12 protein-coding genes and 1 tRNA gene are annotated in these 14,526 nt (G+C 63.1%); 8 read left to right on the top strand and 5 right to left on the bottom strand.

All coding sequences use genetic code 11. From position 1 onward, the window contains the following. Positions 1–98: 98 nt before the first annotated feature. The 3 genes from cmk to B1756_RS02095 all read left to right on the top strand — a co-directional run bounded on the left by cmk (position 99) and on the right by B1756_RS02095 (position 1,742). Positions 99–674, top strand: a complete 576-nt coding sequence (cmk, locus tag B1756_RS02085) for a (d)CMP kinase (RefSeq protein ID WP_086887049.1) — start codon at positions 99–101, stop codon at positions 672–674. A 3-nt stretch (positions 675–677) separates the two neighbouring features. Continuing rightward, positions 678–1,607 carry an RNA-guided pseudouridylation complex pseudouridine synthase subunit Cbf5 gene (locus B1756_RS02090; RefSeq protein ID WP_086887050.1) on the top strand — a complete coding sequence of 310 codons (930 nt, stop codon included), beginning with the start codon at positions 678–680 and terminating at the stop codon, positions 1,605–1,607. 64 nt (positions 1,608–1,671) lie between these two features. Next, positions 1,672–1,742: transfer RNA gene (locus tag B1756_RS02095), tRNA-Pro, on the top strand. A 399-nt stretch (positions 1,743–2,141) separates the two neighbouring features. Here B1756_RS02095 and B1756_RS02100 read toward each other — a convergent pair. Further along, positions 2,142–2,594 carry a type IV pilin domain-containing protein gene (locus tag B1756_RS02100; protein ID WP_086887051.1) on the bottom strand — a complete coding sequence of 151 codons (453 nt, stop codon included), beginning with the start codon at positions 2,592–2,594 and terminating at the stop codon, positions 2,142–2,144. A gap of 464 nt (positions 2,595–3,058) precedes the next feature. Then, the gene (locus B1756_RS02105; protein WP_086887052.1) at positions 3,059–3,550 is read right to left on the bottom strand and encodes a type IV pilin domain-containing protein; all 492 of its coding nucleotides are present in this window, start codon (positions 3,548–3,550) and stop codon (positions 3,059–3,061) included. A 422-nt stretch (positions 3,551–3,972) separates the two neighbouring features. Here B1756_RS02105 and coaBC point away from each other — a divergent pair, with 422 nt between their 5' ends. From coaBC to B1756_RS02130, 5 genes are all read left to right on the top strand, one after another. Beyond that, positions 3,973–5,148 carry a bifunctional phosphopantothenoylcysteine decarboxylase/phosphopantothenate--cysteine ligase CoaBC gene (coaBC, locus tag B1756_RS02110; protein ID WP_086887053.1) on the top strand — a complete coding sequence of 392 codons (1,176 nt, stop codon included), beginning with the start codon at positions 3,973–3,975 and terminating at the stop codon, positions 5,146–5,148. Positions 5,149–5,375: 227 nt separating this feature from the next. After that, complete coding sequence (locus tag B1756_RS02115) at positions 5,376–5,978, top strand: DUF7344 domain-containing protein (protein ID WP_086887054.1); 603 nt, start codon at positions 5,376–5,378, stop codon at positions 5,976–5,978. Between the two features lie 164 nt (positions 5,979–6,142). Continuing rightward, positions 6,143–7,879, top strand: coding sequence for an ATP-binding protein (locus tag B1756_RS02120; RefSeq protein WP_086887055.1), 1,737 nt, complete (start codon positions 6,143–6,145; stop codon positions 7,877–7,879). 136 nt (positions 7,880–8,015) lie between these two features. Continuing rightward, positions 8,016–9,653: an alkaline phosphatase family protein gene (locus B1756_RS02125; protein ID WP_086887056.1), complete on the top strand. Its 1,638-nt coding sequence runs from the start codon at positions 8,016–8,018 to the stop codon at positions 9,651–9,653. Continuing rightward, entirely contained in the window at positions 9,650–10,669 is a 1,020-nt protein-coding gene (locus tag B1756_RS02130) for a lipid II:glycine glycyltransferase FemX (RefSeq protein ID WP_086887057.1), read from the top strand. The genes B1756_RS02125 and B1756_RS02130 overlap by 4 nt, the downstream gene beginning before the upstream one ends. 55 nt (positions 10,670–10,724) lie before the next feature. Here the strand turns inward: B1756_RS02130 and B1756_RS02135 are convergent, their stop codons facing one another. The 3 genes from B1756_RS02135 to glmS form a co-directional block, all read right to left on the bottom strand. Further along, complete coding sequence (locus B1756_RS02135; protein WP_086887058.1) at positions 10,725–11,051, bottom strand: MarR family transcriptional regulator; 327 nt, start codon at positions 11,049–11,051, stop codon at positions 10,725–10,727. 395 nt (positions 11,052–11,446) lie between these two features. Beyond that, on the bottom strand, positions 11,447–11,656 hold the full coding sequence (locus B1756_RS02140) for a DUF7563 family protein (RefSeq protein ID WP_086887059.1): 210 nt from the start codon (positions 11,654–11,656) through the stop codon (positions 11,447–11,449). 810 nt (positions 11,657–12,466) lie between these two features. After that, the gene (gene glmS, locus B1756_RS02145) at positions 12,467–14,278 is read right to left on the bottom strand and encodes a glutamine--fructose-6-phosphate transaminase (isomerizing) (protein WP_086887060.1); all 1,812 of its coding nucleotides are present in this window, start codon (positions 14,276–14,278) and stop codon (positions 12,467–12,469) included. Between the last annotated feature and the right edge of the window lie 248 nt (positions 14,279–14,526).

A 14,526-nucleotide genomic window follows, 5' to 3' on the forward strand; every position in this document is an offset into this window, starting at 1 on the left:
ACGGCCAACCGCAGCCGCTGGAGTCCGCCTCACCACTCTCCTGAGTCCGGCCGAGACCGATTCAAAACCCATTTTACCGGCCACCGCTCACTCCGAATATGTTACTCACCGTCTCCGGCCCACCGGGAAGCGGAAAGAGCACGACCGCTGGCTTGCTCGCCGACGCCTTCGACCTCGACCACGTCAGTGGCGGTGACATCTTCAGGGAACTGGCCGACGAACGCGGCTACACCCCACTCGAGTTCAACAAGCTCGCCGAAGAGAACGAACAGATCGACCGCGACCTCGATCGGCGGCTCCGCGAAATCGCCGTCGACCGGGACGACCTCGTCCTCGAGTCACGGCTCGCAGGGTGGCTCGCCGGCGAACAGGCCGACTTCCGGTTCTGGCTCGACGCGCCGCCGTCGGTCCGTGGCAAGCGAATCGCCGAACGCGAGGACAAAGATCCGACGCGGGCGACCGAGGAGACCCAGGCCCGCGAGGCGAGCGAAGCCCAGCGCTACGAAGAGTACTACAGCATCGACATCCGCGATCTGACCATCTACGACCTCTCGGTCAACACCGCCCGGTGGGAGCCCGACGCCGTCCTCGACATGCTCGTCACCGCCGTCGACGAGTACGACGACGCAGGTGACGAGGGGCAGCCTCCCGTGGACGTCGACTACGAGTTCTGACAGATGACTCTCCGTGGCCCACCCGACGACCGTTCGCCCGCCGAGTTGCTCGCCTTCGGCGTCGTCAACCTCGACAAACCACCCGGCCCCTCCTCTCATCAGGTCAGCGGCTGGCTCCGCGACGCCGTCGCAGACGCTCTCGAGACGCGCGCGGACGACGACCACGAGGGCGTGATCCAGAGCGGATTCGACCGCGCCGCCCACGCCGGCACCCTCGATCCGAAGGTCACCGGCTGCCTCCCGGTCATGCTCGGCGACGCGACCCGGCTCGCACCGGTGTTCCTCGAGGGCTCGAAAGAGTACGTCGCCGTGCTCGAGTGCCACGGCACCGTCCCGGCCGATGCCGACTCGGTCGTCGCCGAGTTCGAGGGGCCCATCTACCAGAAGCCCCCGCGCAAGAGCGCCGTCTCCCGCCGTCTCCGGGTCCGAGAGATCTACGACCTCGAGGTGCTCGACCGCGGCGAGCGACAACTGCTCCTGCGAATCCGCTGTGAGAGCGGCACCTACGTCCGAAAGCTCTGTCACGACCTCGGGCTGGCACTCGGCACCGGCGGGCACATGGGCCACCTCCGGCGTACCGAGACCGCGCCGTTCGACGACACCGACCTCTACAGCGCCTACGACTTTCTGGACGCCCTCGCCTACTGGGTCGAAGACGACGATTCCGACCTCCTGTACGACGTCGTCGATCCCGCAGAGCGCATTCTCGAGGACCTGCCACAGCTCGTGATCGCCGAATCGGCCGCCCGAGAGGTCGCAAACGGCGCCCCGGTGTACGCGCCGGGCGTGCTCGAGGCCGACGACGGACTCGAGCAGGGCGCGCTCGTCACCTGTCTCACACCTGCGGGAGCCGCGGTCTGTCTCGGCCGACTCGTCGGTGATCCCGCAACCGACGAAGGAACTGTCGTCGACCTCGAGCGCGTCCTCGTGTGACCGAGTCACGGGGCCACCACCGAAACGACACTCTTAAACGGCAGACGACCCTCCACTCGAGTGCGGGACCGTGGGGTAGTGGTATCCTCTGCGGATGGGGTCCGTAGGACCCGAGTTCGACTCTCGGCGGTCCCACTTCATATTCTCTAGGTGTCCAACTGTAGCCGTTCGCATCTCTGAGAACGTCGAAATTCCCTTCACTATTTACCGATAGTTTTGCCCTGCGAACAAGTTCTGAGGGGTGAACTACGTGAGTTCTACCCCGGCCGAGCTCGGTGGGTTGATAGGTCAAAATACCGATACGGTGGTGAGAACATCGAGGATTTTGTAACGGATGAGTACTGAAAGAAAAATATTCCCATCGTTTATTTTGGTACTTTGTCGGAAATTATCGTCAATCGTGGTTGACAGACGATGATTAGAACTTCAATAAAGATGGGCTACGATCATCACTGCCCTCAAAATCAGACAGATGTGTGGCTTATCACAGTAGAATATGGCTCACATTATAAAAGGATATGTTAGACTAGACTGTTAGTTGATGCTAGCGATCGTAGCATCTGCCTCCGCTTCGTCAAGACTGTCTGGGTTGTCAGCTTCAACGTCTTCGCCGATGTAGGCGACAACATTCACAGCTTCGGTTTCATCTACAATCGTGCTTGCACCTGTCCGGTTCAACATAGCTGGCTCAGGGCTGGAGGTATTGTCGTTAATGACGGATCCGTTGCTAGCAACAACAGCGACGCCATCTGAGTTCCCCATTGACGTCAGGGACACGCTGACGTTACCGTCACCGATGGATTCAACGCTTACGCCTGCCTGCGGTTCTTCACCAACGCTCCCGCCGAGGTCGAGTACGAAAGCCGCAATCACAGCCGCGAGAATGACCGTGATTGCAACCATCAGGATTACGCCAATAACTGGACTGACAGCTCGTTCGTCCTCCGATCCGACTAACTTCTTTGAGATTTGCTTTCCATCGAGCATGTGTATGCCAGCACCCGTGAACGATCAGAAAGGATACACCATCGCCAACCCGAATGGTTGGGTGCGAAGGGATTGGGGGTTGCGACACCACGTCCCTCGCGCGCCACCTTCCTGCCGTCCGATTTCGGTGCTGAATAACCGTTGGCAAACACCCTATATATAATTAGTTGTTAGTGTATCGTTCTGGTTAAAATAGGGTTCTAAGAGGTTTTCATAATTGAGAATCAGTAGAGGGTAGAACTGCCACAGTGACTGCTTGAACCACCTCACTAGGCTGTTTCCGTGAATAGACAATCGACATCCTCCAGAACCTTCTCTAAGCTGACGAAATATAGGTGACTTTCAGTCAGTATTACCATAGTGTACGTCTGGATAAACTGTACACAAATCTAGTCCTGCAGGATAACAACATCACGTATTGTCAGGAAACGTTGACAAAGAGTGGAAATCTACGCTAAGTTGGATTACCCGATACTGCGAATCGTCGCGGTGGACTCCGCTGCGTCTAGATTGTCGTCACCGTCCTCAACATCAGTACCGATGTATGCAACGACGTTAGTCGCATCACCATCACCAGTGTTGACAATCACTTGTCCGCCGGTATTCTGAATGTGGGCAAATTCTTCAGAGCCACCAGCAGTTGCATTATTTAGCTCGCCTTGTTCCAAGTTATACGTGTGTTCAACTCCGCCAGAGGAATTGACGATAGCGACACCGTCGGAGTTCCCCATCGACGTTACAGAGACACTGTAGTTATCTCCTTCAAGCGATTCAACGTTCACACCTGCCTGTGCCTCTTCACCGACGCTCCCACCGAGGTCGAGCACGAAGGCCGCGATCACAGCCGCGAGAATGACTGTGATTGCGACCATCAGGATGACACCAATGACTGGGCTGACTGCCCGTTCGTCCTCTGATCCGATTAACTTCTTTGAAATTTGTTTTCCATCGAGCATGGGTATGTAGCAGCACCCGTGAACGGTCAGAAAGGTTATCCCGGCTCCAACGCAATGACCGGGTGCGAAGGGATTGGGGGTTGCGACACCACGTCCCTCGCGCGCCACCTTTCTGCCGCCCGATTCGGTGCTGAATAACCGTTGGCAAACACCCTATATATAATTAGTTGTTAGTGTACAGTTCAGATTAAAATTGTGTCACGAACGCGTTCTACTATCGCTATCCAAAACGAGATAGAACTATTACAGCACCCGCTTGAACCGCTTCAGTCTGCCGATTCTCCTGTAATCATCTACCACTTCCTCGAGCAACGGTTTCAGATGTGATAATTAGCCTGAACCGTTTCCCGACCGGCCCCGCTCGAGGCCTCGAGCCGGCCACCTCGCTATCCTTAACACACCGCCGTGAGAAGTTGGGGCACATGCTCGAGGGAGTCAACGTCGCGCTCGGGGTGAGTGGTTCGATCGCGGCCGTGAAGACGGTCGAACTGGCCCACGAGTTGCGTCGGCAGGGGGCGTCGGTTCGTGGCGTGATGACGGCGAGCGCACGGGGGATCATCCACCCGTGGGCACTCGAGTTCGCCACCGAACACGACGTCGTCACAGAGATTACGGGTCGCGTCGAGCACGTCGAGCTGTGCGGGTACGACGGCTGGGCCGACGTCTTCCTGATCGCGCCGGCGACGGCGAACACGGTCGGGAAGATCGCGGGTGCGGTCGACGACACGCCGGTGACGACCTGCGCGACGACCGCACTCGGGGCCGGTACGCCGGTGGTGATCGCCCCCGCGATGCACGAACCGATGTACGACCACCCGGGCGTACTCGAGGCCATCGGGACCGTCGAGGGGTGGGGCGTCGAGTTCGTCGATCCCCGAATCGAAGAGGGGAAAGCCAAGATCGCGAGCGAGGAGGCGATCGTCTGTGACGTCGCTCGCGCGGCTGGTGACCGGCCGCTCGAGGGCGACCACGTCGTGGTTACGAGCGGGGCGACGAGCGAGTCGATCGACCCCGTGCGCGTGTTGACGAACCGGTCGTCGGGGCGGATGGGACGGGCCGTGGCTCGCGCCTGCTACGCTCGTGGAGCGGACGTCACGCTCGTCCACGACGGTCCCGAGGTTCCATACGCGGCGGTCGAACCGGTCGAGAGCGCGGCGGAGATGCTCGAGGCGACGCGGGACGCCTGCGCCGACGGCGGGGACCACGGCTCTGCGGACGTGCTCGTCTCGGCCGCTGCGATCGGCGACTACACGGTCGAGGGGAGTCCGGAGAAGATTCGATCCGGGCAGCAGTTGACCCTCGAGCTCGAGCCGACGCCGAAGCTCATCGACGAGATTCGCGAGGATCACCCCGGCCTGCCGATCGTCGGGTTCAAAGCCGAGACCTCGGGAGACGACGCGGCGATGATCGAGGAGGCAAGAGCGACGCTCGAGCGGGCGGATCTCTCGTTCGTGGTGGCCAACGACGCGAGTGTGATGGGCGACGAACGAACGCGCGCACTGCTGGTCCACGCGGCCGACGCAGCCCAGTACGAGGGGACGAAGGCAGGGCTGGCGGCGGAGATCGCCGAGTCGATCGTGGCGGTCCGCGGGGCCTAATCGCTGGACGTCGGGTCACGTAAATCGCACTCCGCTGCCAATATCTGTTCTCGGGCTGGATCGATTCGATCGCCCGCCGTCGCGCCGTCGGGTTTGGCCCGGTGTCAGATCGAGTGTAACTTTCCGACGAGGTCAAGAGAATTATATAGGTGGCGTCCCTCCCGGCATCTAATGGGTGTACGATCGGGTCTGGACGGTTCGGCCGTCGCCGAACGGTGGTGATCGACATGGCGACCCAACAACACGCCGACCCCGTCGACAGCGCTCCGAGCGAGGAACCGCCGGAGCTAACGAAAGGGGAAACGTTCGAGGTGCTCCGGAATCAGCGACGGCGGTACGTCCTTCACTACCTGAAACGGGACGATCGCCCGGTCGAACTCGGTGATCTGGCACAGCAGGTCGCCGCCTGGGAGTACGAGACGACTCTCGACGGCGTGACCTCGGCCCAGCGCAAGCGCGTCTACACGACGCTCCAGCAGACACACCTGCCGAAGATGGACGAGGCGGGAATCCTCCGGTTCGACTCCGATCGGGGGATCGTCGAGGCGACCGACCGGACCAAGGACCTGAGTATTTACCTCGAGATCGTTCCGGGTCACGAGTTCGCCTGGCGGGAGCTGTACCTCTCGCTGGGTGCGGTCAGTTGCGCGTTGATCGCAGCGATCTGGCTGGAGATCTACCCGCTGACGATGCTGTCGGAGTTGACGTGGGCCGCGATCATCGCGGTGACGTTCACGGTGACGGCGACAGCCCACATCTACCACGAGCGTCACATGCGACTCGGCCACAGCGAGTTGCCGCCGGAGCTGAATTACGGCTCGGACGACTGAGCCGGCCGACGACCACGGCGGATTCGACCTCGCCAGACCGCTCCCCACCGCCCCGGCCTCGAGCGGCGTCGTCCGTCGTCTCCCTGAGGCCAATATTCAAGGTGGTTTGCTCGGAACGGTACTGGTAGTATGATCGAACCGTTCGCAGACGGGGTGGGGACGCGGTGAGTGAGGACCGTCAACGGGAGATCCTCGTCGGCGAGACGGACGACGGGTCGGACCTTCACCTCCCGGTGGTCGAACTTCTGACTGGTCGTGGTTTCGTCACTGGCAAGTCCGGATCGGGCAAGTCGAACACGGCCTCGGTGATCGCAGAAGAACTGCTCGAGGCCGGCTTTCCCCTGTTGATCGTCGACACAGACGGCGAGTACTACGGCCTCAAAGAGGAATACGAGATGCTCCACGCGGGTGCCGACGAGGAGTGTGACATCCAGATCGGCCCCGAGCACGCAGAACAGATGGCGACGCTCGCACTCGAGGAGAACGTTCCGATCATCCTCGACGTCTCGGGCTATCTGGACGAGGAGGTCGCCGACGAATTGCTTCGGGAGACGGCCAGACAGCTGTTCGTCAAGGAGAAGAAGCTCAAGAAGCCGTTCTTGCTGGTCGTCGAGGAGGTACACGAGTACATTCCCGAGGGCGGCGGTGGCGGCGAGACCGGCAAACTGCTGATCAAGATCGGCAAGCGCGGCCGCAAGCACGGCCTCGGAATTCTGGGGATCAGCCAGCGCCCTGCCGACGTCAAGAAGGACTTCATCACGCAGGCGAACTGGCTCGTCTGGCACCGGCTGACCTGGGACAACGACACCAAGGTCGTCGGCCGGATCATCGACACCGAGTACTCCGAACTCGTCTCCGAACTGAACGACGGGCAGGCGTTCGTCCAGACCGACTGGAACGAAGTCGACGTCCGCAAGATCCAGTTTCGCCGCAAGCGCACCTTCGACGCCGGTGCGACCCCTGGACTGGACGATTTCGAGCGTCCCGAACTGAAGTCGGTCTCCGACGCCCTCGTCGGTGATCTTCAGGACATCTCCGAGCGGAAAGAACGCGAGGAAAACCGGATCATCGAACTCGAGAACGAACTCGAGAAGAAAGAAAAACGGATCGAGACCCTCGAGGACGAACTCGAGAACGCGCGAGACATCTCGAATGCGGCCAAGCAGATGGCCGACGCACTCTCGAACCCGTCGATGGTCCAGACGCAGTTGCCCGAGGGAGGCGGCGAGGAGACCCGGCGGCTCCACGAGGAGATCGTCGAACTCGAGCGGGAGTGTGAGGTGCTCGAAGACGATCTCGAGGCTCGTGAACAGGAACTCGCGGAGGCCGAAGAGGACGTCGAGACGCTCGAGGCGCTGCTGGAGTCCCGTGCGGAGACGATCGACCAGTTGCGTACGGAGAACGAGCGGCTTCGACGGCGGGTGAGCGAACTCGAGCGGGAGCAGTCCCCGACCGACGAGGCGACCGAGACCGGATCGGAGTCACCCGAGCCAGCAGAGGGGGGGCCAGAGCCGATCGTGCAGGCAGATGGCGACGAGATCGAGTTCGGCTACGTCTCGATCGACGACGGTGCCGGTCCGGCGGAGATCATCGTCGCCAACGAGCGCCGGGAGTTCGTCGAGTTGCTGGAGACGGTCGGCATCGCCGGAGACGTTCGGGCGGCGAGCGAACGGTCACGGTGTTCGTTCGAGACGGCGAGTCAGATCGTCGCGGAACTCACCCGCGAGGGGCCACTCGGGACCGCGACGCTCGCACCGCGGGTCGAGCGCTCGCCGGTGGCAGTCCAGAGTCTCCTCTCGGAGCTGTGCAGCGAGTCGGTACTCGAGCGCGAGGAGGGCCGTCGGTACGTCCTCGCAGAGACCGTCCGGTCGAAGCTGACGCTGGTCGAGGGGCGGCGCTGACCGGATCGACAACGGTTGCTTACAGGTTGATACACGCTACTGTGCCGTTTTTCGGGCACTCCGCTCCGCGTGAAGCGCGACCCTACAGGCCCAAAGCGTTCCAATAACAAAGCCCGGTCGCGCGGACGGCGTCCGTATGGTAGCTTCGTCCGACGAAGACGGTATGCGCGTACTCGTCGTCGGGCTCGACGCGGGGTGTCGTCCCGTCCTCGAGCCACTGTTCGAGTCGGGAGTGACGCCCACGCTCCGCCGGGTCTTCGAGATGGGGACGAGTGGCCCTCTCGACTCTCAGATTCCGCCGTGGACGGCGAGTGCGTGGCCGTCGCTGTACACGGGGAAGAACCCCGGCAAGCACGGGGTGTACGACTTTCTCAGCTTCGACGGCTACGACTGGGACGTGGTGAACGCGAGCCACGTCAGGGCCCGCCCAGTCTGGGAACTTCTCGACGAGCACGGCTACTCGAGTGTGGTCGTGAACGTCCCAGTTACCCATCCGCCGGGGGAGTTCGACGGGGCGTTGATCCCGGGAATGACCGCACCCGAGGACCCGCCGTGTCACCCGCCGGGGATCCTCGAGGACGTCAAACTCGCGTGTAACGGCTACCGGCTCTATCCTCAGAGCGGCGACGAGCCAGCCCGTTCGATCGAGGCCTACGAGCGGACGATCGAGTGTCGCGGCCGGGCCTTTCGCTATCTCTGCCGTCGGATGGATCCCGACTTCGGCTTCTTGCAGTTCCAGCAGACAGACAGTGTCTTTCACGAGCGGCCCGGTGACCGCGAGGCCATCGAGGCAGTCTACGGCGCGGTCGACGACGAACTCGAGCGGACGCTCGAGGCGGTCGATCCGGAGACGATCCTCGTCGTCAGCGATCACGGTATCGGTCCCGTTTCGGGGCCCGAGTTCCGGGTCAACCAGTTCCTCCGCGAGCGGGGTGACGTCGCCGTCCGGAGCGGCGGTGAGGGGATGCCAAACTGGACGGCCTCGTGGGAGTCGGACTTGCTCGACGGGGAGGACGCCGGTTCCTCGGACGGGTCGCCGGTCCAGACGGCGATGCAACTCGCGGCACGGGTCGGAATCACGACCCAGCGCGTTGCCGGTGTGCTCGACCGCGTCGGATTGAAAGAGCCTATCGGTCGTCGGGTTCCGAACGCGTTGGTCAGGGCGGCGAGCGAACAGGTCGACTTCCCCGATTCGCGGGCGTACGTCCGGTCGAAGAGCGAACTCGGCGTCCGGATCAATCTCGAGGGTCGCGAACCCGACGGGGTCGTCCCGCCCGAGGAGTACGATTCCGTCCGCGAAGAGGTGATCGAGGCCCTCTCGGGGGTGACAACGACCGACGGCGAGCCGATGTTCGAGGCCGTCGAACCGCGGGAGACCTGCTTCGAGGGCCCACACCTCGAGGCGGCACCGGACGTGGTGACGGTTCCGCGGGAGTTCGACACGGCGATCTCCGCGTCGCTGGGCGAGGAGCTGTTCGTCGAGCCGATGGAGTCGTGGAACCACAAGCCGGTCGGGGTCGTCGCGGCTGCCGGGGCTGGAATCGACGAGGGCGAGTCCGTCTCGTCACCGGAGCGGCGGGCCTCGATCTTCGACGTCGCCCCGACGATCTGTTCGCTCTTCGACGTCCCGATCGATGCGGCGATGGACGGTGAGCCACTGTCGGTCGTCGAGGGGACGTCAGCCGTGGAGTACCCCTCCTACGAGGTCGAGCCCGTCACGGCGACAGACGACGGCGTCGTCGAAGACCGACTCTCCGATCTTGGCTACCTATGAGTCTCGAACTGAGGCGGTTCAACCCACGGACCGACGCCGAGGAGTGGAATCGATACGTCGAGCGGTCTCCGGGGACCAACCCGTTTTTCAGGACCGAGGCGCTCCGACTGCAGGCCGAAGAGACCGAGACCAGACCCCACCTGCTCGCCAGTTTCAAAGGGCAGGAGGCCGTCGGCCTCTTTCCGGTCTTCGAGTACACGAAGGGGCCCGTAACGGGTGCGTTCTCGCCAGCGCCGAGGTCGTGGACGCCCTACCTCGGCCCGGCAGTGCTCAACGTGGACAAGCTCAAGCAGCGGAAAGCGGATCGGCGGGTCAAGCAGTTCCTCGAGGACTGCATCGAGTGGATCGACGAGGAACTCGAGCCGGTGTACGCGAAGTTCGTCGCGGCGGAGTTCGACGACGTTCGTCCGTTCGTCTGGAACGAGTACGAGGTCCGTCCCGGCTACACGTACGTCGTCGACCTGGACTGTGGCGAAGAAGAACTATTGAATCGGTTCAGCAGTGACGCCCGGAGTAACGTCCGAAACGCAGACGAGGATGCGTACACGATCGAGGAGGGGTCTGGGGCGGACGTCGAACGGATCGTCGAGCAGGTCTCACAGCGGTACGAGGCCCAGAACCGGTCGTTCCACATGAGCGGTCGGTTCGCGAGGCGGGCCTACGACCTGCTTCCCGACGGTGCGATCCGGCCGTACGTCTGCCGGATCGACGGCTCGTTCGTCGGCGGCATCCTCGTCGTCGAGTCCGACAGCACCCGCTACCGGTGGCAAGGCGGTGTCAGGCCCGACGACGCGGGGATCGACGTCGACCTGCCGATCAACGACCTGCTGGACTGGCACGTCATGCGCGACGGCATCGACGCCGGCATCGACCGCTACGACATGGTCGGTGCCGGCGTGCCGAGCATCAATCGCTACAAGGCGAAGTTCAACCCGCGACTCGAGACCCACTACGAGATCACCGACGGGGCGTTCGGTCTCGACATCGTGGTCGATCAGTACCGGAAGCGACGGTAGTTCGAGCAGATACCTGAGCAGGCGGTCTTCGAGCGGGCGTCGAGCCGCTCGAGCGTTACGTCGACTCGGCTGCTGGACCGGGACCCGGCGTGGTTCCCTCTGGGATCCAGTACTGTGACTGTCTCGCGTCTTCGAGACTGACGCGGCTGGCGACGAGACTGCTCTCCTCGAGGGTGCCGAGGGCGTACCGGACGGTTCTCGGGCAGAGTCGGGATTCGGCGGCGATCCCCTCCTGTGTCAGTGGAGCCTCGTACTCGAGGACCTTGTAGACGAGTTTCGCGCTCGGCGGGCAGTCCTCGATCGTCGGCTCCTGATCGTCAGTTCGGTCGGGGTTCGACTGGGCGGTACGATCTGTGTCGACGTCGTGATCTGATGAACTCATACGTTCACGGGGGTTGAGTGTACTGGAGAACGACTGTTAGTGGGCGATCCTCGAGAGGCGACTGGCGGGAGGCGTTTCCGTCTCCACGTTCGGCGTTCGTCGCGTCGTCGCTGGAGAGGGTCGTCCATCCGTGCCGGTTCTGCTCGGAGTCGGTATATAGACGGCCGTGACGGTTCAGAACGCTAGGGTGGGACTACCGTTCGTGAACGGATGCGTGACCGTCTTCGCGATGGGGTCGTCAGGCCGCGAGACTGGTCACACCGTCGAAGGGGACAGGAGGAGCGTCGGTGGGAGGGTGGTGGAGGACGAGCGGGCCGGTGAAGGGCAGACCGGAGCCGAGTTCCCTGGCGCCGATGACCTCCGGGGAGACGGCTGGTCGGGCCAGTACGGAGCGGCTAGCGGGCGTCTTTCGGGATGAAATCGGACGTCTTCATCTCGCGATAGGTCGCACACTCGGGACAGGCGTGAACCACGTCACGGTTGTCGCCGAAGACGCGAGCGAATTGGCGGGTTACCTGCGTTCCACAGTTGACACATCGGGGCGCACTGGTGTGCTCACGGGACGTCATCGGCGTCCACTTCGTATCGGATTGGTCCGTCGACATCGTCAGGTCGTTTCGACAGAACGGTATTTACTATAGACAGCATAACTCGCGTCTCGAGGGGAAGTCTCGGGTTTCTTCGGCCCAGATCGCGCGATCGAGTTTCCCGGGATAACTACCGTGAGACGTGTTAGTACACCAGAAATCGAGTATTTCTGGCTGGAAACGAGGGGTTTTTCGATGGGGTTGCCCGTCAATTCCACCTGATCTGGTCGTCACGTCCGGCCCGAAGTCACGACGGATGATATGTGACCACCGAGCTGCTCGCAGGCTGCACGAGTGACGGTCACCTCGAGTCGGTGGTACGGACACGTCCTGCTCGGGACCTCGGGGCCGACGGGTTCGGACTGTGACCATTGCCTGACCGACGTTCCGGATGAACAGTCGTTTCCGGAGACGGGTATGCCCGGGCCAGTACCGCCTGCTCGGAGCGCCTCCCGTAGTCATCAAGTACGGGGTTTATATGGTGGTGGGAAGCTAGTTCAGGTGGAGGGTGTCGATCGGTAGCACGATAGATTTCGATCACCGCACTCCCTCCAGATCCGATTCCGACGTCACCGAGTGCGGGTCGCACTCGACGGAGTCGGTCGGACGTGAGGCTACGGGGGTGGTCGCACGTCCTCCGACTCCCGGGACGCGCACTCGATTCGGAACCAGCCGCTCGGGATTTCACAGCGGGGCTCTTGCTATCGCCGGATTCGACCGTGAGCGATCGCTTCGGTCGTCGACGACCCGGACAGGGTACTGTACCGACGACCGGTGCAACCGCGAGCCGTCGTGTGGTTGTGCTGTCAGCAGCGGACAGCAGTCCTCTCACTCGACCGTGACGCTCTTGGCGAGGTTTCGCGGCTTGTCGATCGGCCTGTCGAGCTGGGCGGCCGCGTGGTAGGAGACCAGCTGCAGCTGCACGTTCGCGAGCAGCCCGGCGACGTCCGGATCGGTGTCCGGAATCTCGAGGTGGGCGTCGGCCACCTCGGTCGCCCGGTGGCCTTCCGGACAGACGGCGACCACGGGTGCGCCACGCGTCTGGGCCTCGGCGGCGTTTTTCAGCGTTTTCTCGTCTTCGTCGCCGACGAAGACGGCGAACACCGGCGTGTCGGCGGTGACGAGCGCCAGTGGGCCGTGTTTGAGTTCGCCCGAGGCGAACCCCTCGGCGTGTTCGTAGGTGATCTCCTTGAACTTCAGTGCGCCCTCGAGGGCGACCGGGTAGCCCAGACCGCGGCCGATGAAGAAGTACGACTGGCTGTCCTCGAACCGGTCGGCGATCGCCGCCGCCCGCGAGGACTCGAGGAGGTCGTCGATCGCTCCCGGCGTCTGTGAGAGGGCCGGGAGGAGGGTATCGGGATCGGCGGCGGGGTCGCCCAGTCGATCCTCGGTGATTCGCTGGGCGAGGAGGACGAGCATGACGACCTGCGAGGAGAACGTCTTGGTGGCGGCGACGCCGATCTCCGGGCCGGCACGGATGAACAGCGCGTCGTCGGCCTGACGGGCGGCGGTCGAGCCGACGACGTTCGTGAGTGCGAGCGTGCGGGCACCGCCGGCCGTGGCTCGCCGGAGCGCGTTCAGGGTGTCTGCGGTCTCGCCACTCTGGGTGACGGCGATCACGAGCGTGTCCTCGTCGATCGGTGGGGCGGCGACGCTGTACTCGTTCGCGAGCACCGTCGTCGCGTGGATGCCCGCCTGCCTGAGAGCGAACGCGCCGTACATCGCCGCGTGGTAGGAGGTTCCACAGGCGACGAGCTGGACGTGGTCGACGTCCGCGAACGTCCCGGGTTCGAACCCCTCGAGGGCGATTTCCCCTGCACCGGGGTCGACCCGGCCCTCGAGCGCCTGGGCGATCGAGGTGGGCTGTTCGTGGATCTCCTTCAGCATGAAGTGGTCGTAGCCACCTTTGCCGGCCTGTTCGGGATCCCAGTCGACGGTCTTCCGTTCTCTCGAGACTGGATTGCCGTCGAGGTCGGTGAACTCGACGCCGTCGTCGTCGACGATCACGACGTCGCCGTCCTCGAGGAAGACCACGTCGTCGGTGTACTCGAGGAACGCGGGGACGTCGCTGGCGAGGAAGAACGCCTCGTCCTCGAATCCGACCACGAGCGGGGACCCTTTCCGTGCGGCGTAGAGGACGTGTTCGTCGGAGATCATCGCGGTGACGGCGTAACTCCCCTCGAGGTTCTCGATGGCCTTCCGGAAGGCCGCCTCGCCGTCGAGGCCCTCGTCGAGGAAGTACTGGATGAGGTGGGGGATGACCTCGGTGTCGGTGTCGCTCGTGAACTCACAGCCGTTGGCTTTGAGCCACTCGCGAAGTTCGGCGTAGTTCTCGATGATGCCGTTGTGGACGACGGCGACGTCGGCCGTTTCGTCGGTGTGTGGGTGGGCGTTCTCGTCGGTCGGTGGGCCGTGCGTGCTCCAGCGGGTGTGACCGATCCCGACGCTGCCCTCGAGCGAGCCGTCGATCGACGACTTCAGTTCGGAGACCTCGCCGGAGCGTTTCTCGACGGCGATTCCGGAGCCGTTCTGGACGGCGACGCCGGCGGAGTCGTAGCCCCGGTACTCGAGGTTCTCGAGACCGGTTAGCAGCGTTTCGAGGGCGTCGTCGGTACCGACGTGTCCGATGATTCCACACATCAGTGGCTCACCGACCCGGCGGTCGTCGTGGAGGCGGTCGATTCGGTGGGCGTCGCGAGGGGCCGGGACTGGAACCGGGACGGGCCAGTGGAGGACCGGGTGCGACCGCGATCAGCGCCAGACCCGCTGGTTCCGGTCCGGTGCCGTGGGGAGCGCGTTCGAGACAACCAGTACGTGGGCATGAATAGCCCTGTTCTGGCCCGAATCATTACTATAGACGGGCTACTCGTGGGTGTAGCGTCGGGGTA

Source organism: Natrarchaeobaculum aegyptiacum (genome assembly GCF_002156705.1).
GTDB lineage: Archaea > Halobacteriota > Halobacteria > Halobacteriales > Natrialbaceae > Natrarchaeobaculum > Natrarchaeobaculum aegyptiacum.